26 protein-coding genes are annotated in these 25,766 nt (G+C 52.3%); 11 read left to right on the forward strand and 15 right to left on the reverse strand.

The features are described from left to right. The first annotated feature begins 12 nt into the window (after nucleotides 1-12). The 4 genes from artJ (DZE2538_RS10655) (at nucleotide 13) to artJ (DZE2538_RS10670) (ending at nucleotide 3,157) form a co-directional block, all read left to right on the forward strand. The gene (artJ, locus tag DZE2538_RS10655) at nucleotides 13-744 is read left to right on the forward strand and encodes an arginine ABC transporter substrate-binding protein (protein WP_023639856.1); all 732 of its coding nucleotides are present in this window, start codon (nucleotides 13-15) and stop codon (nucleotides 742-744) included. 15 nt (nucleotides 745-759) lie between these two features. After that, the gene (artQ, locus tag DZE2538_RS10660; RefSeq protein ID WP_016943735.1) at nucleotides 760-1,476 is read left to right on the forward strand and encodes an arginine ABC transporter permease ArtQ; all 717 of its coding nucleotides are present in this window, start codon (nucleotides 760-762) and stop codon (nucleotides 1,474-1,476) included. Then, nucleotides 1,476-2,147: an arginine ABC transporter permease ArtM gene (gene artM, locus DZE2538_RS10665; protein WP_038916306.1), complete on the forward strand. Its 672-nt coding sequence runs from the start codon at nucleotides 1,476-1,478 to the stop codon at nucleotides 2,145-2,147. Before artQ ends, artM begins: the two co-directional genes overlap by 1 nt. A 275-nt stretch (nucleotides 2,148-2,422) precedes the next feature. Next, nucleotides 2,423-3,157, forward strand: coding sequence for an arginine ABC transporter substrate-binding protein (artJ, locus tag DZE2538_RS10670; RefSeq protein WP_038916307.1), 735 nt, complete (start codon nucleotides 2,423-2,425; stop codon nucleotides 3,155-3,157). 123 nt (nucleotides 3,158-3,280) lie between these two features. On the opposite strand, the gene rlmC is transcribed toward artJ (DZE2538_RS10670), so the two are convergent. From rlmC to nfsA, 9 genes are all read right to left on the reverse strand, one after another. Next, entirely contained in the window at nucleotides 3,281-4,411 is a 1,131-nt protein-coding gene (gene rlmC / locus DZE2538_RS10675; protein WP_038916308.1) for a 23S rRNA (uracil(747)-C(5))-methyltransferase RlmC, read from the reverse strand. 64 nt (nucleotides 4,412-4,475) lie between these two features. Then, complete coding sequence (locus tag DZE2538_RS10680; protein ID WP_038906371.1) at nucleotides 4,476-4,928, reverse strand: YbjO family protein; 453 nt, start codon at nucleotides 4,926-4,928, stop codon at nucleotides 4,476-4,478. A 108-nt stretch (nucleotides 4,929-5,036) separates the two neighbouring features. Next, a complete protein-coding gene (potI, locus tag DZE2538_RS10685; RefSeq protein ID WP_012884985.1) occupies nucleotides 5,037-5,882 on the reverse strand; it encodes a putrescine ABC transporter permease PotI in 846 nt (281 codons plus the stop codon). Beyond that, nucleotides 5,879-6,838 (reverse strand): putrescine ABC transporter permease PotH, encoded by a 960-nt coding sequence (gene potH, locus DZE2538_RS10690; RefSeq protein ID WP_038916310.1) that lies wholly within the window; start codon nucleotides 6,836-6,838, stop codon nucleotides 5,879-5,881. The genes potI and potH overlap by 4 nt, the downstream gene beginning before the upstream one ends. A gap of 15 nt (nucleotides 6,839-6,853) precedes the next feature. Then, nucleotides 6,854-7,981, reverse strand: a complete 1,128-nt coding sequence (potG, locus tag DZE2538_RS10695; RefSeq protein ID WP_023639861.1) for a putrescine ABC transporter ATP-binding subunit PotG — start codon at nucleotides 7,979-7,981, stop codon at nucleotides 6,854-6,856. A gap of 116 nt (nucleotides 7,982-8,097) precedes the next feature. After that, the gene (gene potF, locus DZE2538_RS10700; RefSeq protein WP_019845727.1) at nucleotides 8,098-9,207 is read right to left on the reverse strand and encodes a spermidine/putrescine ABC transporter substrate-binding protein PotF; all 1,110 of its coding nucleotides are present in this window, start codon (nucleotides 9,205-9,207) and stop codon (nucleotides 8,098-8,100) included. A 401-nt stretch (nucleotides 9,208-9,608) separates the two neighbouring features. Next, the gene (locus tag DZE2538_RS10705) at nucleotides 9,609-10,088 is read right to left on the reverse strand and encodes a YbjN domain-containing protein (RefSeq protein ID WP_012884989.1); all 480 of its coding nucleotides are present in this window, start codon (nucleotides 10,086-10,088) and stop codon (nucleotides 9,609-9,611) included. 179 nt (nucleotides 10,089-10,267) lie between these two features. After that, nucleotides 10,268-11,170, reverse strand: a complete 903-nt coding sequence (rimK, locus tag DZE2538_RS10710) for a 30S ribosomal protein S6--L-glutamate ligase (RefSeq protein ID WP_012884990.1) — start codon at nucleotides 11,168-11,170, stop codon at nucleotides 10,268-10,270. Between the two features lie 12 nt (nucleotides 11,171-11,182). Then, nucleotides 11,183-11,905: an oxygen-insensitive NADPH nitroreductase gene (gene nfsA, locus DZE2538_RS10715; protein ID WP_019845724.1), complete on the reverse strand. Its 723-nt coding sequence runs from the start codon at nucleotides 11,903-11,905 to the stop codon at nucleotides 11,183-11,185. A 495-nt stretch (nucleotides 11,906-12,400) separates the two neighbouring features. On the opposite strand from nfsA, the gene DZE2538_RS10720 reads away from it, so the two are divergent. After that, nucleotides 12,401-12,658: a GrxA family glutaredoxin gene (locus tag DZE2538_RS10720; protein ID WP_012884992.1), complete on the forward strand. Its 258-nt coding sequence runs from the start codon at nucleotides 12,401-12,403 to the stop codon at nucleotides 12,656-12,658. A 62-nt stretch (nucleotides 12,659-12,720) separates the two neighbouring features. Here the strand turns inward: DZE2538_RS10720 and DZE2538_RS10725 are convergent, their stop codons facing one another. Both DZE2538_RS10725 and DZE2538_RS10730 read right to left on the reverse strand, forming a co-directional pair. Continuing rightward, nucleotides 12,721-13,092: an inner membrane protein YbjM gene (locus DZE2538_RS10725; protein WP_012884993.1), complete on the reverse strand. Its 372-nt coding sequence runs from the start codon at nucleotides 13,090-13,092 to the stop codon at nucleotides 12,721-12,723. Further along, nucleotides 13,079-13,354, reverse strand: coding sequence for a hypothetical protein (locus tag DZE2538_RS10730; RefSeq protein ID WP_038916311.1), 276 nt, complete (start codon nucleotides 13,352-13,354; stop codon nucleotides 13,079-13,081). Before DZE2538_RS10730 ends, DZE2538_RS10725 begins: the two co-directional genes overlap by 14 nt. Nucleotides 13,355-13,438: 84 nt before the next feature. Here DZE2538_RS10730 and DZE2538_RS10735 point away from each other — a divergent pair, with 84 nt between their 5' ends. Both DZE2538_RS10735 and deoR read left to right on the forward strand, forming a co-directional pair. Next, the gene (locus tag DZE2538_RS10735; RefSeq protein ID WP_019845721.1) at nucleotides 13,439-15,127 is read left to right on the forward strand and encodes an aspartate:alanine antiporter; all 1,689 of its coding nucleotides are present in this window, start codon (nucleotides 13,439-13,441) and stop codon (nucleotides 15,125-15,127) included. A 532-nt stretch (nucleotides 15,128-15,659) separates the two neighbouring features. Continuing rightward, the gene (gene deoR / locus DZE2538_RS10740) at nucleotides 15,660-16,430 is read left to right on the forward strand and encodes a DNA-binding transcriptional repressor DeoR (protein WP_019845720.1); all 771 of its coding nucleotides are present in this window, start codon (nucleotides 15,660-15,662) and stop codon (nucleotides 16,428-16,430) included. A gap of 51 nt (nucleotides 16,431-16,481) precedes the next feature. Here the strand turns inward: deoR and DZE2538_RS10745 are convergent, their stop codons facing one another. Beyond that, complete coding sequence (locus DZE2538_RS10745) at nucleotides 16,482-17,690, reverse strand: serine hydrolase (RefSeq protein ID WP_038916312.1); 1,209 nt, start codon at nucleotides 17,688-17,690, stop codon at nucleotides 16,482-16,484. 520 nt (nucleotides 17,691-18,210) lie between these two features. Here DZE2538_RS10745 and DZE2538_RS10750 point away from each other — a divergent pair. Both DZE2538_RS10750 and DZE2538_RS10755 read left to right on the forward strand, forming a co-directional pair. Further along, nucleotides 18,211-19,029, forward strand: coding sequence for an alpha/beta fold hydrolase (locus DZE2538_RS10750; protein ID WP_019845718.1), 819 nt, complete (start codon nucleotides 18,211-18,213; stop codon nucleotides 19,027-19,029). Between the two features lie 307 nt (nucleotides 19,030-19,336). Continuing rightward, a complete protein-coding gene (locus tag DZE2538_RS10755; protein ID WP_019845717.1) occupies nucleotides 19,337-19,954 on the forward strand; it encodes a glutathione S-transferase family protein in 618 nt (205 codons plus the stop codon). A 75-nt stretch (nucleotides 19,955-20,029) separates the two neighbouring features. Here the strand turns inward: DZE2538_RS10755 and DZE2538_RS10760 are convergent, their stop codons facing one another. Continuing rightward, on the reverse strand, nucleotides 20,030-21,157 hold the full coding sequence (locus tag DZE2538_RS10760; RefSeq protein ID WP_023639868.1) for a PQQ-dependent sugar dehydrogenase: 1,128 nt from the start codon (nucleotides 21,155-21,157) through the stop codon (nucleotides 20,030-20,032). A 269-nt stretch (nucleotides 21,158-21,426) separates the two neighbouring features. Between DZE2538_RS10760 and rimO the strand changes: the two genes are divergently transcribed. Then, nucleotides 21,427-22,830: a 30S ribosomal protein S12 methylthiotransferase RimO gene (gene rimO / locus DZE2538_RS10765; RefSeq protein WP_201765529.1), complete on the forward strand. Its 1,404-nt coding sequence runs from the start codon at nucleotides 21,427-21,429 to the stop codon at nucleotides 22,828-22,830. A gap of 187 nt (nucleotides 22,831-23,017) precedes the next feature. Then, nucleotides 23,018-23,773 carry an outer membrane permeability protein SanA gene (sanA, locus tag DZE2538_RS10770; protein WP_019845714.1) on the forward strand — a complete coding sequence of 252 codons (756 nt, stop codon included), beginning with the start codon at nucleotides 23,018-23,020 and terminating at the stop codon, nucleotides 23,771-23,773. On the opposite strand, the gene yeiB is transcribed toward sanA, so the two are convergent. Together yeiB and folE are read right to left on the reverse strand one after the other, a co-directional pair. After that, nucleotides 23,774-24,958: a DUF418 domain-containing protein YeiB gene (gene yeiB / locus DZE2538_RS10775; RefSeq protein WP_033581694.1), complete on the reverse strand. Its 1,185-nt coding sequence runs from the start codon at nucleotides 24,956-24,958 to the stop codon at nucleotides 23,774-23,776. It lies immediately after the preceding gene. A 112-nt stretch (nucleotides 24,959-25,070) separates the two neighbouring features. After that, a complete protein-coding gene (gene folE, locus DZE2538_RS10780; protein WP_012885004.1) occupies nucleotides 25,071-25,739 on the reverse strand; it encodes a GTP cyclohydrolase I FolE in 669 nt (222 codons plus the stop codon). Nucleotides 25,740-25,766: the final 27 nt, after the last annotated feature.

The raw sequence follows: 25,766 nt of genomic DNA on the forward strand, positions 1-25,766 counted from the left end.
AAGGATAATAACATGAAAAAACTGCTCGTTGCCGCCCTGCTCGGCGGCTTAAGTCTTTCCGCTGGCGCAGCTGAGACCATTCGTTTTGCCACGGAAGCCTCCTACCCTCCGTTTGAGTCGGTAGACGCCAGCAACCAGATCGTCGGTTTTGATATCGATCTTGCTAACGCACTGTGTAAACAGATTCAGGCTACCTGTACCTTCAGCAATCAGGCATTCGATAGTCTGATCCCGGGCCTGAAATTCCGTCGCTACGATGCGGTCATCGCCGGTATGGACATCACCCCGGAACGCCAGCAGCAGGTGTCATTTACCCAGCCGTACTATGAGAACTCAGCGCTGTTCATCGCTCAGAAAGACAAACTGGCTGATATCGCCGCGCTCAAAGGCAAACGCGTCGGCGTGCAGAATGGCACCACACACCAGAAATACCTGCTGGATAAGCATAAAGACATCACCGTTGTGCCGTATGACAGCTACCAGAATGCTGTGCTGGATCTGAAAAATGGTCGTCTGGACGCCGTCTTTGGTGACACTGCCGTTGTGAACGAGTGGCTGAAAGAGAACCCGAACCTGGCATCTGTTGGCACTAAAGTGACCGATAAAGACTACTTTGGCATCGGTTTGGGTATTGCGGTTCGCCAGAACAATGATGAGCTGGTGAAAAAATTCAACGATGCGCTGAACAACATCAAGCAGGATGGCACCTACCAGACCATCTACAAGAAATGGTTCCAGCAGTAATCCGATAGAAAATCAATGATTGAATTTCAACCTCTAGCAAGCGCCGCCGGGATGACCGTCGGCCTTGCCGTTTGCGCTCTGGTGCTCGGGCTGCTGCTGGCTATGCTGTTTGCCCTGTGGGAAACCGCACGCTGGAAAGTTATCAGTGCCTGCGGCACTGCCGTCGTCACGTTACTGCGCGGTTTACCAGAAATCCTGGTGGTGCTGTTTATCTATTTCGGCTCATCGCAATTGATGCTGATGCTGTCAGATGGCTTTACACTCAATCTCGGTGTGGTACAGATCCCCGTTAAGCTGGCGATAGATAACTTTGAAGTCAGCCCGTTTCTGTGTGGCGTAATTGCCTTGTCGCTGCTGTATGCCGCTTATGCGTCGCAAACGCTGCGTGGCGCGCTGAAAGCGGTGCCACAAGGGCAATGGGAGTCTGGTCAGGCACTGGGCATGAGCAAAGGCGTAATTTTCCGCCGCCTGATCATGCCACAGATGTGGCGTCATGCCCTGCCCGGATTAGGCAACCAGTGGCTGGTGCTGCTCAAAGACACCGCGCTGGTTTCGCTTATCAGCGTTAATGACCTGATGCTGCAAACCAAAAGTATCGCCACCCGCACGCAGGAACCCTTTACCTGGTACATGATTGCAGCCGCTATCTATCTGGCGATTACGCTGTTAAGCCAGGTGATCCTGAAGAAAATTGAAACACGCGCCACACGCTTTGAACGGAGGCCGTCCTGATGCTGGGTTACATTCCCGAACTGCTTAAAGGGTTGCACACCAGTCTGATGCTGACGCTAGCGTCGTTACTGCTGGCGTTAGTGCTCTCGCTAGTGCTGACGGTGATTCTGACGCTAAAAACCCCGGTACTGTCCGTTCTGGCTAAAGGCTATATCACCTTATTTACCGGTACCCCGCTGCTGGTGCAGATATTCCTGATTTATTACGGTCCGGGTCAGTTTGAGTCCATTCGCCATATAGACTGGCTATGGAATCTGTTATCGCAGCCGTGGTTGTGTGCGGTCAGCGCGCTGGCATTGAACAGCGCCGCGTATACCACACAGCTGTTTTATGGTGCCGTACGGGCGATTCCACCCGGCCAATGGCAGTCTTGCGCCGCGCTGGGGATGAATCAGCGCCAGACGCTGCGTATCCTGCTGCCGTTTGCGTTTAAACGCGCACTCTCCTCGTATTCCAACGAAGTGGTGTTGGTGTTCAAGGGAACCTCGCTGGCTTACACCATTACCCTGATGGAAGTGATGGGTTACGGCCAGTTGCTGTATGGTCGCACTTACGATGTATTGGTGTTTGGCGCGGCAGGCATCGTCTATCTGTGCGTCAATGGCCTGCTGACGCTATTGATGCGCCTGATCGAACGACGCGCACTGCGGTTTGAACAACGCAACACCTGAATCATCAGCTAACATAACGTAATAACTGATTACGCCAGCGTTTACGCTGGCGTTTTTTATGCACGAAGCACATCCCTGTCAGGAAAAACCCAACGTAAATTATGCTTTATTTTTACTCAGATTAGCCCCTGATTGTGGCACCCAAGCCAGTAACACGCAAAATAGAATGAATTTATAGTCATATTATTTGCATATAAATACATTTAATGGCATGGTATCGGCATCCTTACCAACGGTTATTATGTTGGTATATATAAAATAATCTGGAGTACCCCATGAAAAAACTTATTCTTGCCGCACTGCTGGCCAGCACCACCTTTAGCACACTGGCAACAGAAACCATTCGTTTTGCTGCATCAGCTACCTATCCCCCCTTCGAATCACTGGATGCCAACAACCAGATCGTCGGGTTTGATATCGACCTCGCCAATGCGCTGTGTAAACAATTACAGGCGACCTGTAGCTTCACCAATCAGGCATTTGACAGCCTGATTCCGGCGCTGAAATTCCGTCGGTACGACGCGATCATTTCCGGTATGGATATCACCCCAGAACGCAGCAAACAGGTGGCGTTTACCCAGCCTTACTATGCTAACTCGGCTATCGTCATCGCCCAGAAAGGTAAGTTCCATTCGCTGGCTGACCTGAAGGGTAAGCGTATTGGGATGGAAAATGGGACAACCCACCAGAAATTCCTGCAGGAAAAACACCCGGAAGTGCAAACCGTTCCGTACGACAGCTATCAGAATGCGCTGATCGACCTGAAAAACGGCCGCCTTGATGGCGTATTCGGCGATACTGCTGTGGTCAACGAATGGCTGAAAAACAATCCGGATTTAGCCACCGTCGGCGAGAAGATCACTGATTCAGCCTATTTCGGCATAGGGTTAGGCATTGCCGTTCGCCCGGATAATCAGGCGTTACTAGAAAAACTGAACGGTGCGCTGAATGCCATCAAGGCCAATGGCACCTACAAAGCCATCAACGACAAGTGGTTCCCGCAGCAATAAAATATGTGACCTTCACGCTGCCGGTGGCTGCCGGCAGCGTACTGAGGAAAAAACGGTGGAGAGTGGAAGGACTAAAGGCAACGATTACATCTGCAAACGCCCATCACTGACGTATCTCCCGGATTAGACACGCCGTTGTAGCAATGTCAGCACCTCATAATGCGCGGTATGCGGGAACATATCGAACAGCTGCACCTGCTGTATCTGGTAGGCAGGCAAGCGTGCAATATCTTTCGCCATACTTTCGGCATTACAACTGGAATACAACAGATACGGCGGTGCCATGCGGCTCAGGTAGTCGCACAGTTCAGCACCAATCCCCCGCCGCGGTGGGTTAACGATCACCAGATCCGGCGTCTGCATTTCGCCAACCGCAAAGCGGGTGGAATCAAGCGCGGCAAAGCTGACATTCTCAAGCCCCAGTTGTGTCGCCGAGTGTTGCGCACAGGCAATCGCCTCTGGGCTGATTTCAATACCAGTAAGCGACCTATCCGACCCGGCGCAATGCAAACCGAATCCACCCACGCCACAAAAGAGATCCCACAGGCTGCGTATCGGTAACGTCGACACCCACTGGCGTGCCGTGTCATACAATGCGGCGGCAACCACCGGGTTAGTCTGGAAGAAACTTTGCGGTCGAATATACAGCGGCACCTGATTAAAGCGCTCTTCCAACGCCTGCGCTGGCGTCAGCGGAATCTCCTGATCCCCTTCCAGTATCGCCTGATGAACAGGTTGAATATTCGCCGATATCACCGTCAACTGCGGCAACTGCTGCTGTAACCACGGTAATGCAGCGCGCAGTTGTGCCAGTTTCGTTTCGGAACGTAAAACCAGCCGCAACATAAAACAACCGCTCAGGGTACTTTGCGTCAGCAGCAGGTATTTCAGCTCTCCCCGACGCCGGGCGACGTTATAAGGCGTCAATCCTGCCCGGGCAATAAAGACTTTTAACACGCTAAATACCGGCGCAAAACTCTCGGGATAGAGCGGACAGTCACACAGATCTACCGTCGAACCGTCACGGTGCAACATCCCCAATAGCGGACGTTCCACGCTGCCGCTAACCACCATCTTGGCTTTATTGCGAAACGCAGTCTGTGCCGAGGTGACTGGCGTCAGCCAGCGTTGAACCGGATGATCGGCCAGCAGCGTCGACAAATGCTGTTGCTTATCGATGATCTGCTGCGGGTAGTCGGTTTCCAACCATTGGCAGGAACGGCACGAACCGTCGTTATAGCGGGAACATTGCATGGAAAATCTGACATCTGTCGTTAACATCAAGGGGGGCCGATTGTATCACCCCCACGCGGGAAAGTTAGGGATGACGAGTAAAAAAACGCTGGCTGCGCCGGGGCAGGAACAGCAGCAAAATCAGCAGAAAATCCGGCAGTCGCTGCATCAACAAATGGTGAAGAATTTCACCGACGCCGTCGCCACTGACGTGAAAAATCGGTGGCAAAAACTCCACTAACGACGCCGTTAGCATATACACTGTGACCAGACACTGGGTTATCAGAAAACACCAACGCCCCCAGTTAAGCCCGCTGAGAACCGCGAACCCACAGCGGATTTCAAGGCATACCACCAGCAGGGCCGCCAGCAACACCAGCGTACTGTCCCACTGCTTTGCGCTACTGCTAAGCCAGCCACCAAAGCCGCTCCACCCCAGTTCACTGATGGTCAGGACGATACCCAAACACCGGGTGGCGATAATCGCCCATCCCGCCACCATCACCGCGACAGGTGCGAATACGCCACGCTGTAGCAGTTCCCGTTTGCCGTACAGTATGATTGCATTCCCCCTGAAATGACCACGCCACCAAAAGTATGGCGGCGTGGTGAGAATTGGCAAGTTCAGGAGGAAAGCAAAATGCTGTCAGCCGCGCCTCGCTTTTTGCAAATCACGCTGGCGCTGCTTTTCCGCCCGAGCCATAAACCACCAGGCAATCAAACCGATAATGCCTACCACCAACAATATCAGAGATGCCAGTGCGTTAATCTGCGGGTTAACGCCCATTCTTACGCTGGAAAACACCAGCATCGGCAGGGTCGTAGCACCGGGGCCGGAAACAAAGCTGGCAATTACCAGATCATCCAGCGACAGGGTAAAGGCCAGCAACCAGCCAGACACCAGTGCCGGAGCAATCATCGGTACGGTAATGATGAAAAAGACCTTCAGCGGTGTTGCGCCTAAATCCATTGCCGCTTCTTCAATCGAATGATCCAACTCACGCAAGCGGGCACTGATCACCACGGTGACATACGCCGAACAGAAAGTGACGTGCGCCAGCCAAATGGTCAGCATTCCGCGCTCTGCAGGCCAGCCAATGGCTTGCGCCAGCGACACAAACAGCAGTAATAACGACAACCCGGTGATGACGTCCGGCATCACCAGCGGTGCGGTCAGCATAAACGCAAACCCGTTAGAACCGCGGAAATTGCCAAAACGCACCATCACCACCGCCGCCAGCGTACCCAATACCACCGCCATGGTCGCCGAGGCCGCCGCGATAGTCAGGCTCAGCGCCACCGCGCTTATCATGGCTGAATCTTCAAACAGCGCGCTGTACCACTGGGTAGACCACCCGGCCCACACCGTCACCAGTCGGGAACTGTTGAAGGAATAGATAACCAGCATCAGCATCGGGGCATACAGAAAACTGTATCCCAGCACCAAAATCAGCGTCCGCCACGGTGAACGCACAACCGGTAAATTATTCATGCCTGATCCTCCGCGACTTTATTCTGGTGCTTGTGGAACCAGATGATCGGAATAATCAGCAGGAACAGCATCACCATCGCTACCGCCGACGCGACCGGCCAGTCACGATTATTGAAAAACTCCTGCCACAGAATACGGCCAATCATGATGCTATCTGGCCCACCTAACAGCTCAGGGATCACGTATTCCCCTACTGTCGGGATAAACACCAGCATCGACCCGGCAATAATGCCGCCTTTGGTCAGCGGCACAATGACGCTAAAGAAGGTTTTGACCGGCCGAGCCCCCAAATCCAGCGAGGCTTCCACCAGCGAATAATCCAGTCGGGTCAGCGCGGTATAAATCGGTAAGATCATAAACGGCAAATACGAATAAACCACGCCGATATACACGGCCAGATTGGTGTGCAAAATCACCAGTGGCTGATCGATGACCCCAAGCCAAAGCAGGAAATTATTCAGGATACCGTTATCTTTCAAAATCCCCATCCACGCATACACGCGGATCAGGAACGAAGTCCACGATGGCAGGATCACCAACAGCAGCAGAATGTTGCGGGTAGACGGCTTACTGTGTGCTACCGCCCAGGCCATCGGATACCCGACCACCAGACAACACAACGTAGAGACCGCCGCGACTTTCAGCGATTGCAGGTAAGCATCGATATATAACGGATCAGACAACAATTGCAGGTAGTTGCCGATATTCAGGCTGATTTGCAGCCGATCTTCCGCCCACGTGATCAGATCCGTATACGGCGGCACCGTACGCGCCATTTCGGCAAAACTGATCTTGAAGACGATCAGAAACGGCAGCATAAACAGGCATAACAGCCATAGATAAGGCAGTGCGATCACCAGTTTACGGCCATGCGCCAGACGCAGCCGCGCCAGCGTCGCACGCAACGGGCTCATCGGCTGGCCCGGCGGTTCATGTTGTTCAGATAACATCGCCATTTGCGTCTTCTCCCGTTATACCGTCAACACCACGCAACTGTCCGCATCCCAGCACAGGCGCACTTCATCTCCCCAGGTGGGCGAGCCTTTGCGGAAACGGTCGGCGTTTTGTAACTGGGCACTGATCGTCTGCCCACTGGTTAACCGGACATGGTAAATAGAGAGGTCACCCAAATAGGCGATGTGCACCACCTCGCCCACGGCAAAGTTACATCCATCTGCCGGGACATCGTCGCACAACATGATTTTTTCCGGGCGCAGCGCAATATAAACCGGCACGCCATCCACCACGGATACATCAGAATTAACCTTCAACGGATGCACCAACCCCGGGCTTTGCACAATAAGCGCATCGTCCTGACGCTCTTTCAACAGCCCTTCGAACATATTGACTGAACCGATGAATTCAGCGCTAAAGCGCGTATTCGGGTTTTCGTATATTTCTTCCGGCTCGCCAATCTGCACAAATTTGCCGCGATTCATGATAGCGATACGGCCTGCCATGGTCATGGCTTCTTCCTGATCGTGGGTCACCATCACGCAGGTCACCCCCACCCGTTCCAGAATGTCGACCACTTCCAGTTGCATGCGATCGCGCAATTTCTTATCCAGTGCGCCCATCGGTTCGTCCAGCAACAGCAATTTCGGACGTTTCGCCAGACTGCGCGCCAGCGCCACACGCTGACGCTGACCACCAGAAAGTTGATGCGGTTTGCGCCCGGCGAATTCCTGCATGTGCACCAGCGTCAGCATCTCTTCGACGCGATCGTTGATTTCACCGCGCGATAACTTGTCCTGCTTCAGGCCGAAAGCGATATTTTTCTCCACCGTCATGTGCGGAAATAAGGCATAGGACTGAAACATCATGTTGATCGGGCGCTGGTAAGGCGGCACCAAAGACAGGTCCTGTCCATCCAACACAATTTGTCCCTGGGTAGGCTGCTCAAAACCCGCCAGCATACGCAGCAGTGTGGATTTACCACACCCTGAAGCCCCCAACAGGGCGAAAATTTCGCCTTTATAGATGGTCAGGCTGACGTCATCAACCGCAAACTGACCATCATACGCTTTGGTCAGGTTGCGCACTTCCAGCAACGGCGTGGCCGCTTTCTGGGGTTTGGGGCGGGGGATCGCTTCGTTCACTTAATTTGCTCTCCGGCAAAAGCAGAACAAAATCGCAGCCACATGACTGCGACACAAATAGCACAAACAGGCGGGGTAAGCCGCCTGTTGCATGAAAGTGGAGTCAAGGACAGCGGTTATTTCCCGCTTTTTACCTTGGTCCACGAGCGTGTAATCACGCGGTCAATCTTGGGTGATTGCACCTTAAGCGTAAACAACTTGGCACGAATATCCGCTGGCGGATAAATATTCGGGTTATTACGCACTTCATCTTTCACCAGTGCAGTCGCCTCTTTATTGGGGTTGGCGTAATACACATGGTTACTGATGTTGGCAATCACCTCCGGTTTCAGCAAATAATTGAGGAACTGATAGGCTGAATCCAGGTTCTTGGCATCTTTCGGAATGGCGAAGACGTCAAAGAATGCCAGCGCGCCTTCCTTCGGAATGCTGTAGCTGATATTCACGCCATTTTTCGCCTCTTTCGCCCGGTTGGCGGCCTGCAGGACGTCGCCAGCCCAGCCGATCGCCACGCAAATATCGCCGTTGGCCAGATCGTTAATGTACTGGGATGAATGGAAATAACGGATGTTCGGACGCAGTTTCAGCAGTAAATCCGTGGCGTCTTTGGTGTAATCCGACTCATTGGTACTGTTTGGGTTTTTACCCTGATAGTTCAACACCGTGGCATAAATCTCGGCCGGTGCGTCAAGGAAGGATACGCCACAGCTCTTGAGCTTCTCCAGGTTCTCCGGTTTCAACACCAGGTCCCAGCTGTTCACCGGCGCATCTTTACCCAGTACGGCCTTCACCTTATCAACGTTATAACCAATACCGGTGGTTGCCCACAGATACGGCACCGCGTATTTATGACCCGGATCGTGTTCTTCGATGAGCTTCATCAGCTCAGGATCGAGGTTTTTGTAGTTCGGCAGTTTGCTCTTATCCAGCGGCTGGAAGACACCGGCACTGATCTGGCGCCCCAGGAAGCTGGCAGAAGGTACTACCAGGTCGAACCCTGTGCTGCCGGCCATCAGTTTGCCTTCCAGCACTTCATTGGAGTCGAACACGTCATACACAACTTTAATGCCGCTCTCTTTCTGGAAGTTTTCCAGCGTGTCCGGCGCAATATAATCAGACCAGTTATAGACGTGCAGCGTTTTCTCTTCCGCCGATGCGGTGACGGACGCGGCCACCATTAAGCCGGCTAACACACCCGAAAGCCATTTTTTACGTTGGGTGAACATCCGTTCCTTCCTCCATACCAGGGGTAAATACAGGGGGGTGAATGCACAGTGTCAGCAAATAACACCGTTCTGTGTTTCTTCATGCTCAGAATAACAACAGGCTCAGAATAACAACGATGATGCATGGCTATGCACCCGCGTCTTTCATCGTTAATACGCAATCCGCTATGACGTTATTATCTGAACCACACAGAAATAAAGCATAACCGCACTATTCCGCCCGTACCATACCGGAAAGGAAAAAACAGGTTTTATCGATTATTTATTCACAATTTATCTATGTGCTACGCCCTGAAACGACAAAGGCAGAAAAACATTCGGCTTAGATAGCAAAAAACCGCATTAAATGCGGTTTGAATAAATAAGCAAAGCTGATGACCAGCTATTGATCCATAACGTAATCAATGCAGGCTGGAGGTGTTGAATCGTTCAGCAGGGCTCTCTTCCTCATCACCCAAAAACAGCAGATTATTGGCGCTGGCTTCCATAATAACCATGGAAACTTGCTGCTCAGCCTGCTCCATGAAATGACGGAACTGTTCCAGCGTCATGCCCGCGCCTGCGCTGAATGTCTGGCAGACGATCAATTTGGGCAGGTTATCGTCCTGAATATCAAGAAACGCTTTAGCCGTCAGTGAGCTGGCGTTGATCTGGCTCAGGTTACTCATTAACGGGATCAATGCAGTGGGTTTCACTTCCGCCAGCGCGGAAAACAGGATGACACTGTCCGCCATATCAACCTTGGCGTCAAACACCCCGTCAAAATTCTGCATGTGCGGCAAATGCAACGCCTGACAAGAATCACATTCGAAGTAAATAATGCCCAGTTGATCCAGCCACCGCCGAAGCAAATTCAAATCAGGAACGATGATTGAATCCATCTTGACCGCCTCATATTTCATAGAGATAAAAACCTGACCTACGCAATGCCTAACTCAGGAATAGCAGGCCAATCGTCATCACGAACTGGCCATTACGGCGCGTCGACGCGCTAAAAACCGAATGGGCGCAACACTGTTATCACAACACAGCCATCCTCGGCCACTCACCCACACTAGCGTCATCCGGTTCTCGCTACCCGGGATACAGAGCGGTGATGTTGTTCAATATATTCGATCATCATCCCTGCGATATCCAGCCCGGTAGCGGTTTCGATACCTTCCAACCCGGGTGAGGCGTTGACCTCCATGACCAGAGGCCCTCGCGCCGAACGCAGTATATCAACACCCGCCACATTCAGTCCCAATGTTTTTGCGGCCTTTACCGCAGTTGCACGCTCTTGCGGCGTGATGCGAACCCGGCTGGCCGTTCCGCCCCGGTGCAGGTTGGAGCGAAAATCACCCGGTTTAGCCTGCCGCTCGATAGCCGCGACCACGCGATCGCCGATCACCAGACAACGGATGTCTTTCCCTTGTGCCTCACGAACGTATTCCTGTACCAGGATATGTGCATTCAGGCCCCGAAAAGCATCAATGACACTTTCCGCCGCCTGCTGGGTTTCCGCCAATACCACGCCAATACCCTGCGTGCCTTCCACCAGCTTCACCACCAGCGGTGCGCCACCGACCATTTTGATCAGATCCGCGGTGTCATCCGGTGAATGAGCAAATCCGGTGATCGGTAAGTCAATACCCTGGCGGGCCAACAGTTGCAATGAGTGCAGTTTGTCGCGAGCACGAATGACCGACATCGCATTATTTAGCACCATGCTCCCCAGCATTTCGAACTGGCGTAACACCGCCGTGCCATAAAAAGTAATGGCGGCACCGATACGCGGGATCACGGCGTCATAGTGCCCGAGATGACGCCCGCGGTAATGCACTGACGGTGCGGCAGAGTTAATGTTCATGTAACACGACAGCGGGTTGAGCACTTCGATATCATGCTGCCGTTCTTCCGCCGCCTCGCATAACCGCTTGCAAGAATAGAGAGAACCGTCCTGTGACAGAATGGCGATTTTCATAGCGCTCCAGTACTACCGAGTAGCCCAACCTTGCTGGTGCAGGTAGTCCAGCATGAACGGACGGCGCTCTTTGCTCAGGGTGCGCCGAATTTGGTCGCTCCAGCTCTCCATACGCTGATTGCTGTCGCGATGGCGATAATACTCAACGATATGCTGATCGTATTGTGCCAGTAAGGCACTATCCAACGGCTGATAGCAGTTTTCATGCACGACCAGCGCCGCCGGTAAACGCGGTTTGAGGTCAGGCTGCACCGCCGGATACCCAAGGCATAACCCAAACAGCGGCAGAACCTGCTGTGGTAACGCCAGCAGGCGCGTAACTTCAGCAATCTGATTACGGATACCACCAATGAAGACACCGCCTAGCCCCAGCGATTCTGCCGCCACCAGCGCATTTTGCCCCATCAGCGCCGTATCAACGCTGCCAAGCAGCAATTGTTCGGCCAGCCCCAGTTCCGCCTGTGGGTAGATTTGCTGATGCCGATAAAAATCGGCGCAGAATACCCAAAACTCCGCGGCCTGCCCCACCCACGGCTGTTCGCCGGTCAGGTGTACCAGTTGCGAGCGCAACGCCTGATCGGTAATACGAATAATCGAGCTGCACTGCAGAAAGCTGGACGTCGACGCACTTTGCGCAGCGTCAATAATCGCGGTCCGCTGCTCATCGCTAAGCGGCTGGTCGGTAAATGATCGGATGGAACGATGTTGGCGTAACAGTGAAATGGTTGGCGTCACGTTGAATATCCCTGAAAAACGATGGTGAGATGACACACTCTGACGGCGTGGGCTGCACAAATTACAGGGCTTGGGGCGCGTCGTTTGGCAATAAACGACTGTATCCGCCATACGTCACGTTGCAGAGGCGTTGGCTTTCACATTGCCCAGTCACATTCCCCATCAACGTCACGCATCAATAGGCTACACCCCGACACCACCACAGTCTCACGCCATCAAGAACATCAGTGAGTATATGTCAGACCAGTCGGTAGACCAACGTTACGAGCGATTTTAGTCAACCGTTGTCATTAGATGCGACGACCCACGACACAACATGAATATGGACAAACAAAGCAAGACATAGATGACGCTAATCGTTATAACAGGCAATGACTACTTCAGATCACCGCAGATTGCGGGCATAGTAACGCGGTTGGCTAAAACCGTTTACAATTATGGATAGGTCCTGATAGCAGAGATACCCAGATAACATAGAGATGTTAAGGAGTTTACATGTACGCAGTTATTTTTGGTCGTCCTGGTTGTCCTTATTGTGTCCGAGCCAAAGAACTGGCTGAAAAACTGACCGAAGAGCGCGACGATTTCAATTACCGTTACGTTGATATCCATGCAGAAGGCATCAGCAAAGCTGATTTGTCTAAAACGGTAGGCAAACCGGTAGAAACCGTACCTCAGATTTTCCTGGATGAAAAACACATTGGCGGCTGCACCGACTTTGAAGCCTATGCCAGAGAGCATCTGTTCAATTAATCCCGCGCCGTTTATCTGCTCATCACCAAGGCACCAAGCGTACCTTGGTGATTTTTTGGTGTTTAGCGTAAGTAATGCAGGCTCACCGCCCGTAAAAATAGAAACGCCAACGCCCCCATCAGACACCAGAACACCGCGCTGCTGAGATAAGCCAGTTCCTGCCAGAACGACAAACTGGGGAAATACCATAGTTGCAACACCAACAGACAAACCGGCATCGCCACCACCGCGCCCATGAGGGGATAACGCAATCGCCGGTTACGCGACAAGTAGCTTGATACCATTCCAGGCAGTAAAAACAACAGCATCCCCGGATCACCATGAAAGCCGTCTTCCAGCGATGTCCCCACGATACGCATCTTTTGACTTAAAAATACTAACGTAAACAAGACAAAACAGCTGACTACACCCAGCCACCCTCTATTGCCTGTCATGTGAGCCTCCCCGAAATAGACTAAACCTGCGCATGACGGAGCAACGGTCGTCGCCCACCACTATCATGCGCAGCAGGTATCCCTGATGGGACGAAAAGCCAGCTTCGTGGTGATTTATCAGCATCACCGGCTGGTTGTCCGCCGGAGAAATCACTAAAATAGCCGCGTCATGCCAGACGGTATTTCCCGTCTTTTGAGACGTTGCCAGATAAAAAATAATGGGGTTCGCTCCTTTCTTATCATCATAGTGTCGTCCAGACATGGTCAGCGCCCCTTTAATGGGGTAAATTTAGTCTAAATTATTTTTTATATCAATAATTTACCAGTAAACAACAAGTTACATTCCATGAATATAAACGTCGCTGATTTGTTAAACGGGAATTACATTCTGCTGTTATTCGTCGTTCTCTGTTTAGGTCTTTGTCTGGGGAAATTGCGGCTCGGCTCGGTTCAACTTGGCAATTCTATTGGCGTTCTGGTGGTGTCGCTGTTACTGGGACAACAACATTTCGCCATCAATACCGAAGCGTTGAACCTCGGTTTTATGCTGTTTATTTTTTGCGTCGGTGTTGAAGCCGGTCCCAACTTTTTCTCGATTTTTTTCCGGGATGGTAAAAATTACCTGATGCTGGCGATGGTGATGGTCAGTAGTGCATTGCTGATAGCGCTGGTGCTGGGTAAGGTATTCGGTTGGGGGATAGGTCTGACCGCCGGTATGCTGGCCGGTGCTATGACCTCAACCCCCGTTCTGGTGGGGGCTGGCGATGCGCTGCGTAACACCATTAGTCTTGGGCCACAGTTGTCGATAACGCAAGAGCAGTTAAGCCTCGGTTACGCCTTGACCTACCTGATTGGTCTGGTCAGCCTGATATTCGGCGCGCGTTATCTGCCTAAATTACAGCATCAGGATTTGCCGACCAGCGCCCAGCAGATTGCCCGTGAACGCGGGCTGGACACCGACAGCCAGCGCAAAATTTATCTGCCGATCATTCGTGCCTATCGGGTTGGCCCTGAACTGGTGGCCTGGGCCGATGGTAAAAACCTGCGTGAGCTGGGCATTTATCGCCAGACCGGATGTTATATCGAACGTATCCGGCGCAATGGCATTCTGGCAACGCCCGACGGCGACGCCGTACTGCAATTAGGGGACGAAATCGCACTGGTGGGATATCCCGACGCGCACGCACGCCTGAACCCCAACTTCCGCGACGGCAAAGAAGTGTTCGAGCGCGAACTGCTGGATATGCGGATCGTGACCGAGGAGATTGTGGTGAAAAACCACAACGCCGTGGGTAAGCGCCTCAGTCAGTTAAAACTGACCGATCACGGCTGCTTCCTCAACCGCATCGTCCGCAGCCAAATCGAAATGCCAATCGATGACGGCGTGGTGCTGAACAAAGGCGATGTCCTGCAAGTCAGCGGCGACGCTCGCCGGGTAAAAAGCATTGCGGATCGCATCGGCTTTATTTCTATTCACAGCCAGGTCACCGACCTGCTGGCATTTTGCGCCTTTTTTATCATCGGTATTATGGTTGGGTTGATTACCTTCCAGTTCCGCAATTTTTCTTTCGGCATCGGCAACGCCGCCGGTTTACTGTTTTCCGGCATCATGCTCGGTTTTTTACGCGCCAACCATCCGACGTTCGGTTATATCCCGCAGGGCGCATTGAATATGGTGAAAGAGTTCGGGCTGATGGTGTTCATGGCTGGGGTAGGACTCAGCGCAGGCAGCACCATCAATCACAGCTTTGGTGATGTCGGCGTTCAGATGGTGCTGTCCGGGTTGATTGTCAGCCTGCTGCCGGTCGTGGTCTGTTTCCTGTTTGGTGCCTATGTACTGCGCATGAATCGGGCGTTGCTGTTTGGTGCCATCATGGGCGCGCGCACCTGTGCACCCGCCATGGAGATTATCAGCGATACCGCTCGCAGTAATATCCCGGCGTTGGGCTATGCCGGAACCTATGCCATCGCCAACGTACTGCTGACTCTGGCCGGTTCGTTGATTGTGGTTATCTGGCCGCAATTGCCCGGCTGAGGTGATTTTGTAAAGCAACGTCAATTTTTTTTCAAATTACGCAGAACTTTTTTCCAGGGGTAAAGTCTGAGTTAATGCCACTGCTTTTCTTTGATATCCCTGAATTGAGGAGCCCGTCGTTCACGCCGGTTAGGTTCAAGAACGACGGGCATTTTCTTTTAGGTATGCCCCATTATGTGTGGCCCAAGAGTCCTTCGACACCTTACGTCACATACGCAGCCCTGGTGCTTCCTGTCTTATTCTTTTATCTTCGTACTCGCTGTAAACAACCGATGCGTTACGTTAATAAGCCAGTCTAATAAGCACCGCCGCGTTATAACATTTGCACGATAGATTTGCGCCTTGTATTTCATGAAGGTTATATTAATGCTCCGTCTGCTGAGCAATCAGCACACATTGCCTGCGGTTAACCATTCCCGGTGCATTTCCTTTTACCCCATTTCTATCCTGATTCAGGTGTAGCCATGAACGATGGCACAGTGTGGGGTGATCCTGCATTGGAACGCGTTTGACCGGTCTTATTGAGGAAAACATGGAAACGCGTCGCGCAGCAAGGCTCAACAAACTGGCTCAGGCTTTAAAAAAGGCCGATAAACTGCATCTGAAGGATGCTGCACAACTGCTCGGCGTCTCTGAAATGACGGTCCGGCGTGACCTGAATGCACGCCCCGATGCGTCTGTTGTGTTGCTGGGCGGCTATGTCGTTTGTGACCCGAAAACCAACGGCGCTACCAGTTATTTTGTCTCCGACCAGCAGACCAAACACGTGGTAGAAAAGAACATCGTGGGTGAACTGGCAGCTGCCTGCATCGAACCTAACGATACGCTCTTCTTCGACTGCGGCACGACCATCCCGTTTATTATTGCCGCCATTCCAGACGACCTGCCGTTTACCGCGATTTGCTATTCACTCAATACGTTTATGGCATTGCAGGACAAACCGAATGGTCGGGTGATTTTGTGCGGCGGGGAGTTTCATCCCGATAATGCCATTTTTACCCCATTGGGGCACCAGCATGAACTGGATCAGATCTGTCCAACCAAGGCCTTCATTTCAGCAGGCGGCATTGACACACAAGCCGGCGCCACCTGCTTTAGCTTCGCCGAGCTGGCGATAAAACATCGTGCTATGGCGCTATCTCAACGGGTCATTCTGGCAGCGGACAGCAGCAAGTTCGGCAAACGTAAACCCGCCCGCATTGGTGCGCTGACGCTCTTTGATACGATTATCACTAACCGTATACCGGATAGTGACGCTCTCCACTACCTCAAAGCCAACAACATTGAGTTATTGACCCCTTAGCCCCTTCGCTGCAGTCGGCGTTTTACGCCCTACTGCAGCGCCTTATTCCTGTCAGCCAAATAATCCGCCAAACCAGCCGGACAACGTCATCAACACGGTATCCCACAACCGGCCAAAAAAGCCTGCCTGCGGTATGTCATCCATCACCACCAGTGGGCGTTGGCCGATGCTGTTGCCATCGAGTTGGAAATCAATCGTGCCGACAACCTGCCCTTTTTTCAGCGGCGCTTGCAACTGTCGTTGCGCCAACGTAAAGCTGGCTTTCAGGTTCTTCGCCTGCCCTTTCGGCACCGTCATCGCGGCATCCTGCGTTACCCCTAATCTGACCTGTTTTTCGCTACCAAGCCATACCCGTTGGGTCGTAAATGGGGTATCGCTGCGTATCAGCGTCGCGGTTTCGAAGAAACGGAACCCCCAGGTCAGCAATTTTTCACTTTCCCGGAAACGTATTGTGTCGGAAGGCGCACCCAATACCACCGAAATGAGCCGCATGTCACCATCGACAGCCGAAGCCACCAGACTATGACCCGCCCCATCGGTATAACCGGTTTTCACCCCATCGACACGCAAGTTACTGCTCCACAACAAACGGTTACGGTTTGGCTGGCGGATATTATTGAAGGTGAACTCTTTCTCGCTGTGTAAGGCGTATTCGCTCGGTACATCGCGAATCAACGCCTGTGTCAGACGCGCCATGTCACGAGCCGTACTGTATTGTCCTGGCGTATCCAGACCATGTACCGTCAAAAAGTGGGTGTTCGTCAGTCCCAGCGTCGCAGCGTACTGGTTCATCAGACTAACAAACGCATTCTGGCTCCCGGCGACATAATCCGCCAGTGCGATGCTGGCATCATTACCTGACTGAATCACTATCCCTTTATTAAGATCGGACACCGAAATCTGATCGCCCGGTTTAAGAAACATCAGTGACGACCCACGTAACGTCGGATTGCCGCCAGCCCAGGCGTCTTTTCCAACCGTCACTTTATCTTCTGGCGTGATCTTACCCACTTTGATGGCCTGACCAATCACGTAACTCGACATGATCTTGGTCAGGCTGGCGGGATCGAGTCTGGTGTCTGCATTCGACTCAGCCAACACCCGGCCGCTGCCGTAATCGATCAGGATAAATGCTTTGGCGTCAATTTGTGGTGGAGGAGGCATCTGCTCGGCCTGAAGTACTGGCGAAACCGCCATCAATATCCCGGTAGCGGCGGCAACGATGCGTCGCCAGGAAATGCGAGGTGTCACTATCTTCATGCGCGCTGTCCATAAATTGTTAAAAATGAGGAGTATCAAACAGTTTACTGGGCCTAACGGGTACAAGGTAGCCTGACATATCTGAGAATAAAACCGACCACACTGTAAAGTTCATCAAAGAAAAAGAAAAAATCAGCGGAATCTGTCGACAGACTCAGTCACAGCCACTGCAAAATGGGGAAAAACCCCTTGATTACACCACCGATGACTCAGTCGTCCCGCATATCTATCGAAATGATTAAAATTTTTTATAAAATAGTCTTCACATACTACTTAGGCCAACATTTTTATTCTGTTATTTCCACTTCGAAAGTTTAATAGTGCAAATAAATTAACTGGCATTTATCTCATCCCAAATAATGTGTTAAATTAATCATGTCAATATATTAACAAAAACGATGGAAGGAAGATTTCTTCGGCTTTTTTAAGCGGGAGCGTTATTAATTCGGTTAAATTTCACGACGAAAAACAATCTAACGATAGCGCCATGCCCTGTCGGGCAAACAAAAGGGACTTTATCATGTCAATAGAAAAATGCATTGTCACATATGACTCATGGAAAATATATGTTGAAAGGCATATTTCCGATCCTGCACATGAAACCATCATTATGGTTAACGGAGCACTATCGACAACGGCAGCGTTCAAAAACACCGTCAAAAATCTGTCTGGCAGGTTTAATATCATTCTCTTTGATTTACCGTTTATTGGCGAATCATTGCCGCATAACACGCTGGACAGAGTCATAACCAAAAACGATGAGGTCAACATCCTGCTCCACCTCATCGATACCTTTGAACCAGACCACATACTGTCGATATCATGGGGCGGGCTGTCTTCGATGCTGGCTTTGTCGAACAAACCCAGACATATCAAGAAGGCCGTGATCGCATCATTTTCGGCACATCTTAACGATAAAATGCGCGATTATATCCAACGCGCCAGGTATTATATTCATTCGAAAGAATTCGAAAGAGCGGCAGAGTTACTCAATAATGAAGTAGGTAAATTTTTACCACCTTTATTAAAGCACATTAATTTAAAACACATCTCTTCGATGAGTGAATTCGCCTTTCAACAGGTTAACTTTCATATAGATCAAGTGCTCACACTGAAAGAAGAGAACTATATCGAAATATTCAAGGATATTAACGCTGATATACTTTTCTTGAATGGCGAAAATGACGAGTACACTACCGCTGACGATATCAAAAAAATGGGGCAATACATTCATCACTGTGAATTCAGCACCATTCCCGAAGCGGGCCACTTCCTCGACCTTGAAAACAGGAAAGCGGCAAAGCAAGTTGCAGAGAAAATAATCTCGTTTTTCGCATAACCGTTATCGCCGTCAGGCTGCTGGATAACTGCCAGCAGCCTAATCACTAAGCTGATTATCAAACAGTACTAACTTATCGATCTTATCGCTGATATTCCCGCATTTTTAACGCCTGTTTCCTCCATTGCCTGACGTTAGCACCACTGCTTTAGAACAGCCGACCTCAGAACCATAGACCTTAGAACAATCGGTGACATCAAACCCTTGCTGTGGATATAGTGGCAATAGTCTGACATTGGCATGAGCAGCGTGCGGCATCCCACCACCTGCTTTGTTGCGCCAAAAATCAACTCAAAGGAGTAGTGCCATGTTGAAAATCTGGGGTCGTGAAAACTCGACCAATGTGAAAAAAGCACGCTGGTGCGCGGCAGAACTTGGACTGGCCTATGAGCTGGTTCTGGCAGGCGGGCAATTCGGTCGTAACCATGACCCGGATTATCTGTCCATGAATCCTAACGGGCTGGTACCCTGCCTGCAGGACGACGATTTGGTACTGTGGGAGTCGCACGCCATCGTGCGTTATCTGGCAGCACAGTACGGCCAGGGGCGTTTTTATCATGCCAATGCGAAAACGCAGGCTGGCATCGACAAATGGCTGGACTGGGCAGCAGGGTTCTCCGAGCCCTACAAGCAGGTATTTATCAATCTGGTGCGTACTGCGCCGGAAAAACGCAACATGCAAGCGGTCGAAGCCGGTATTGCCGGTTGTGAAAAGTTATTTGCTATTGCTGATAGCGTACTGGCGACACAGCGATGGCTTTCCGGCGAAGAGTTCGGCATCGGCGACATCCCGACTGGGTGCATCGCGTATAGCTGGTTCAACCTGCCGATTGAACGCCAGCCTCGGCCCCATCTGGAGCGTTGGTATCAGCAACTGACTGAGCGGGAAGCCTTCCGCCAGACCGTCATGCTACCGTTAACGTAACCCCTCTTCTTATACATCTCACCCGACGTCATATCATCGCTTGCCGTGCGCCCCACACCGGGCGCACATCCACAGTCAGGAGTCCGACAGCCCCACCTTTAGCAACTTGCCATTATCCTGATCGGTCAGCACATAAAGATAGCCGTCTGGCCCTACCCGCACGTCACGGATACGTTCCCCCAGTTCCGTCAGTAGACGTTCTTGCGAGACAATGCGGTCGCCTTCCAGCGATAAACGAATCAGGCTGGTTCCCGCCAGTGCGCCGATAAATAGCGAGTGACGCCAGGCAGGAAAACGACTGCTGTTATAAAATGCCATCCCGCTGATAGCTGGCGAGACTTTCCAGTAATAGACAGGCTGGGTCGTACCCGCCACTTCCGCCCCTTGAAATTCCGGGATTTTCTGCCCGGAGTAGTCGATACCATAGGTCGCCAGTGGCCAACCGTAATTCTCTCCCGGTTGGGGAATATTGATCTCATCGCCGCCACGCGGGCCGTGTTCGCTTTCCCATACATCGCCAGACCACGGATTCAGCGCCAGTCCCTGTGGATTACGCAATCCGTAGGCCCAGATTTCTGGCCGGGCACCCGTGTGGTTCACAAAAGGATTGTCGATGGGAACACCCCCGTCCGGTGTAAGGCGTACCAGTTTACCTTGCAGGCTTCCCAAATCCTGGGCCAGCATCCGTTGCTGGTTTTCACCGAGTGCGATAAACAAATGTCCTTGTTTATCGAACACCATTCGCCCGCCAAAATGGGCGCCGGTCGAGCGTTTCGGCAGTTGCCTGAAGATCACCGAAAAATGATTCAACCGTTGCATATCATCTGACAGCACGCCAAACCCGACGGCGGTTCCGGCCAGCCCTCCCGGTCCAGCTTCGGCATAACTCAAGTAGACCCGACGATCCTGACGAAAATTCGGCGACAACACCACATCCAGCAAACCACCTTGCGAATGAGCAAACACAGCCGGAACGCCACCTATCGGTGCAGAAAGCCCCTTACCAGCACGCCAGCGTCGCAACTGACCTGAACGCTCCGTCAGCAGCAGCCCTTGATCGTCCGGCAAAAATGCCAGCGACCAGGGATGATCAAGATTATCCTGCAACACGGCGACGGTCGGCGCGGCAAACAGCCCCGCAGAAAACAACCAGCTAGCCGCCAATACCGGCAAAGTAAAAAAAGGAAAGCGGGGAAACGACATGCCTGATTCTCCCTGTTATTGGTGGTGGCAAGACGCTAGCCACATGAAAAACGATGCGGACGGTAAAATGAGCAGACGGTAAATTAATAGCATGCTGGCTTCAACCATCAGGCAGAATTTACTCAAATTTGCATCCTGCCCATCATCGCCCCCAAGACTGGGGTACCCCCGTGCACTGATTGTTTTATAATCACACAGGACTGTTTCCTGACGGCGATTCAGGTATAATCCGCCGCATTTTTCCGCCCCAACCCGATGTATGAGACGCTATGACTGTTAACACTTTCGATCCTTCACAAACCACCACACTGTCGGCACCGCAAAAAGCGCTGAACGATCAATCCGCTGACGTCAGCAAAGATCTGTCACGCAAAATTGGCTTTGTCAGCCTCGGTTGCCCGAAAAATCTGGTGGATTCGGAGCGAATTCTGACCGAACTGCGTACCGAAGGGTATCAGGTGGTGCCGAGCTACAACGATGCCGATCTGGTTATCGTCAATACTTGTGGCTTCATCGATAGCGCAGTACAGGAGTCGCTGGAAGCCATTGGCGAAGCGCTCAATGAAAACGGCAAGGTCATCGTGACCGGCTGCCTGGGCGCGAAAGAGAATCAGATCCGCGAGGTGCACCCCAAAGTATTGGAAATCACCGGCCCGCACAGCTACGAGCAGGTGCTCAGCCACGTGCATCATTATGTTCCCAAACCGGAGCATGACCCGTTTACCAGTCTGGTACCGGCTCAGGGGGTCAAACTGACGCCACGCCACTACGCTTACCTGAAGATTTCCGAAGGCTGCGATCATCGTTGCACTTTCTGCATTATCCCGTCGATGCGTGGCGATTTGGATAGCCGCCCTATCGGTTCGGTGCTGGATGAAGCCAAACGGTTGGCAGAAGCCGGTGTGAAAGAACTGCTGGTCATCTCGCAAGACACCTCTGCCTACGGTGCTGACGTCAAACACCGCACCGGATTCTGGAATGGTCAGCCGGTGAAAACCAGTATGGTCAGTCTGTGTGAACAATTATCGACGCTGGGGCTGTGGGTCCGTCTGCACTACGTGTATCCCTACCCGCATGTAGATGATGTGATCCCACTGATGGCCGCAGGCAAAGTGTTGCCGTATCTGGATATCCCGCTGCAACACGCCAGCCCGAAAATCCTCAAGCTGATGAAGCGCCCCGGCGCGGTAGAACGCACGCTGGAGCGCATCAAGCGCTGGCGCGAGATCTGCCCGGACCTCACCTTACGTTCAACGTTTATCGTTGGCTTCCCCGGTGAAACGGAAGAGGACTTCCAGATGCTGTTGGACTTCCTGCAAGAAGCACAGTTGGATCGCGTGGGGTGTTTCCGGTATAGCCCGGTGGAAGGTGCCGCGGCGAACAACCTGCCGGATCAGGTACCGGAAGACGTAAAAGAAGACCGCTATCATCGTTTCATGCAGGTACAGCAGCAGATTTCCAGCCAGCGTCTGCAGGCCAAAGTCGGCCGGGAATTGAAAGTGTTGATCGATGAGGTCGATGAAGAAGGCGCTATCGGTCGCAGCATGGCAGATGCACCGGAGATCGACGGAGCGGTCTATCTGAATGGCGAAAACCGGGTCAAGGTGGGCGATCTGGTGACGGTCAAAATTGAGCATGCCGATGAATACGACCTGTGGGGTTCACTGGTCTGATCGTCACGACACTGGCCGATGATCACTCGGCCAGTGATTCACCTCGCCTTGATTCCGCTCAAAAAAACAGCGTCACTTGCCGCTTCCAGACAGTTCGCCTTGCGTCGTTTCAGTACCTCAAGTAGCCTTGCCTGATGATTACCGACGCCATAATGACTCTCTACTCCATACGGACGAAGGCAGCAGCATGTGGAAACGCCTGATATTCGGTCTTTTCGCCACCATTTTGGTGTTAGCCTGCAGTGCTTTTCTGCTTGATCGCTGTATCAGCTGGCGCACAGCCCCTTACATCTACGAGGACGTGGAGGATTTGCCGCCGCGTCAGGTTGGGGTGGTCCTGGGTACCGCTAAGTACTATCGCGCTGGTGTGATCAACCAGTATTACCTGTTTCGTATTCAAGGTGCGCTTAATGCTTTTAACAGCGGCAAAGTCAGTTACTTGCTACTGAGCGGCGACAATGCCCAGCACAGCTATAACGAGCCGATGACCATGCGGCGCGACCTGATCGCCGCCGGGGTCCCGCCCGCCAGCATCGTGCTGGACTATGCCGGTTTTCGCACGCTGGATTCCATCGTCAGAACCCGCAAGGTATTCGATACCAACGATTTCACGATCATTACTCAGCGCTTCCATTGCGAGCGCGCGCTATTTATCGCGCTGCACAAGGGCATTCAGGCACAGTGTTTTGCTGTCCCCTCACCGAAGGATATCTGGCAGGTACGATTACGGGAATTTGGTGCCCGGCTTGGCACGTTGTTTGATTTGTATATTCTAAAGCGTGAACCCCGCTTCCTGGGGCCACAAGTTCCGATTCCGTCCGAATACAAAATTTCGCATGACGAACCCAGTTACCCGGCAGTACCGCCAGAATTCATGACCGATCAGGAGTCGAAAGTAGAGCCGCCGCTACGCCAGAAGCCAGCGGCATCCCCTTCCCGCTAGTCATAACTCATTGGCTGACTGCGCTGAAATCGGACCGGCGACTTTGGCTGTCAGCCAGTGCCATAACCACTCAATCGGCCCTTGTCGGAACGTGCCCAGCCAAAGACGTGCTACCAGCAAATTGCATAACCATACAGGCGGCACCACCAGCAGCAACTGCCAGCGGTCAAAGTGCATAAACCCGCCCAGACGATTGAACAGCGTGGTACAAATCAGGGTTTGCAGCAAATAGCTGCTAAGCGCCATGCGCCCGACGCTGGCTATCCAACGGGTAAGCCGCCAGTTCGTCAACGTCGGCCAATATCCGTAGCACAACGCCAGATAGCCAACCGCCTGTAGCGGCGCGCCAGTCTCTCGCGGAATTTGTAGCAACAGACCGCACCAGCGATAGTCCCACTGCAGTTGCCACTGGGCGATAACGCCTGCGCCATTAATCAACAACGCCAGCGGCAGCAACCACAGGGCAACACGCCGGTAATGTCGCAGGCTAAACTGACCTCGCAACCAGCCGCTACGCATCAACGCGGCACCCAGCAACATCGATCCAGCCAGCAACCAGCCATACTGAACCCCCAGCGACAACAGGCTTTCATTCAATAATGACAAGCGATTTCGCCAGGCCTCCGGCCCGCCCTGCGTTAGCCACCAGGCTTCATAATTCACCTCGGCAAGTCCGGGTTGCCAGAAATTTCCGCCATCCTGACTCAGCACCTGACTCAAGACCACCAGCATTGCCAGCCCCATCAGATACAGTGCCACTCCGGTACGCAGTAGCATACGGGTACTGTCGGCATGACGCAGCATGCCATAACACACCAGCCCAATCAGGCCATAATCCAGCAGAATGTCGCCATCCCACAGGAAAAGTGCATGCAGCAGGCCAAAAACCATCAGCCAAAACAGTCTGGCATGAATCCAGCGCTTACCGCGTCTTAGTAGCAGTTGCAACCCGGCACCAAACAACAGGGCAAATACCGTGAGAAATTTTCCCTGCGCCACCATATCCATCAACGCCCACGCCCAGGCATCAGCCGCAGAAGGCGGCCCCTGCCACGCCGGGTTGAGATAGGCTGCATGCGGCAAACCGAATGACACAATATTCATCAATAGAATGCCAAGCATCGCCAACCCACGGGCGAAGTCCAGCATAGGAATACGAGATGAGAAAGGCGGCGTTGGCGACATGGTTTTCAGCAAATACCGGGACGTGTCCGCGAATTGTAGTGACTGGGACAACAAATGCCCATGTTTTTCTGGCGATGGCGATTAACCGCCAGAAAAACATCGGCAATGCCGATCAATTATGATGGTGGCGCACAGCGCGCAGAAATTCCTGACGGGTATTCTGACTGGATTTGAACAGACCGCCCAGCGAGGTTGTCGTGGTGGCACTGGTGGCATCACGAATTCCACGTGCTTTAACGCAATAATGTACCGCGTCAATCGATACCGCCACATTATTGGTGCCAAGCAACGTCTGCAACGCGACCAGAATTTGCTGTGTCAAACGTTCCTGAACCTGCGGACGCTGAGAGAAAAACTGTACGATCCGGTTGATCTTGGACAGACCAATCACACCGTCTTTCGGGATGTACGCCACTGTGGCTTTGCCATCAATAGTCACAAAATGATGCTCGCATGTGCTGGTCAGCGTGATGTCACGTACTGTCACCATTTCATCGACTTTCATCTTGTTTTCGATGATAGTGATCTTCGGGAAATTGGCGTAATCCAGGCCGGAAAAGATCTCTTCCACATACATTTTGGCGATGCGGTGAGGGGTCTCAGCCAGACTATCATCCTCCAGATCGAGGTTCAGCAGGTTCATGATTTCCGTCATGTGCTCAGCAATCAGGCGCTTACGGGTTTCACGCTCCAGCATTTCGCCGCGCAGTGGGGTTTCCAGTCCACGTGCCAGTAACGCTTCGTGAACCAGGGCCGCTTCTTTTGTTAATACAGCCGACATGTTTTTCTCCAGCAGGTGTTCTCACTC

Source organism: Dickeya zeae NCPPB 2538 (assembly GCF_000406165.1).
In the GTDB taxonomy this organism is placed as follows: Bacteria; Pseudomonadota; Gammaproteobacteria; order Enterobacterales; family Enterobacteriaceae; genus Dickeya; species Dickeya zeae.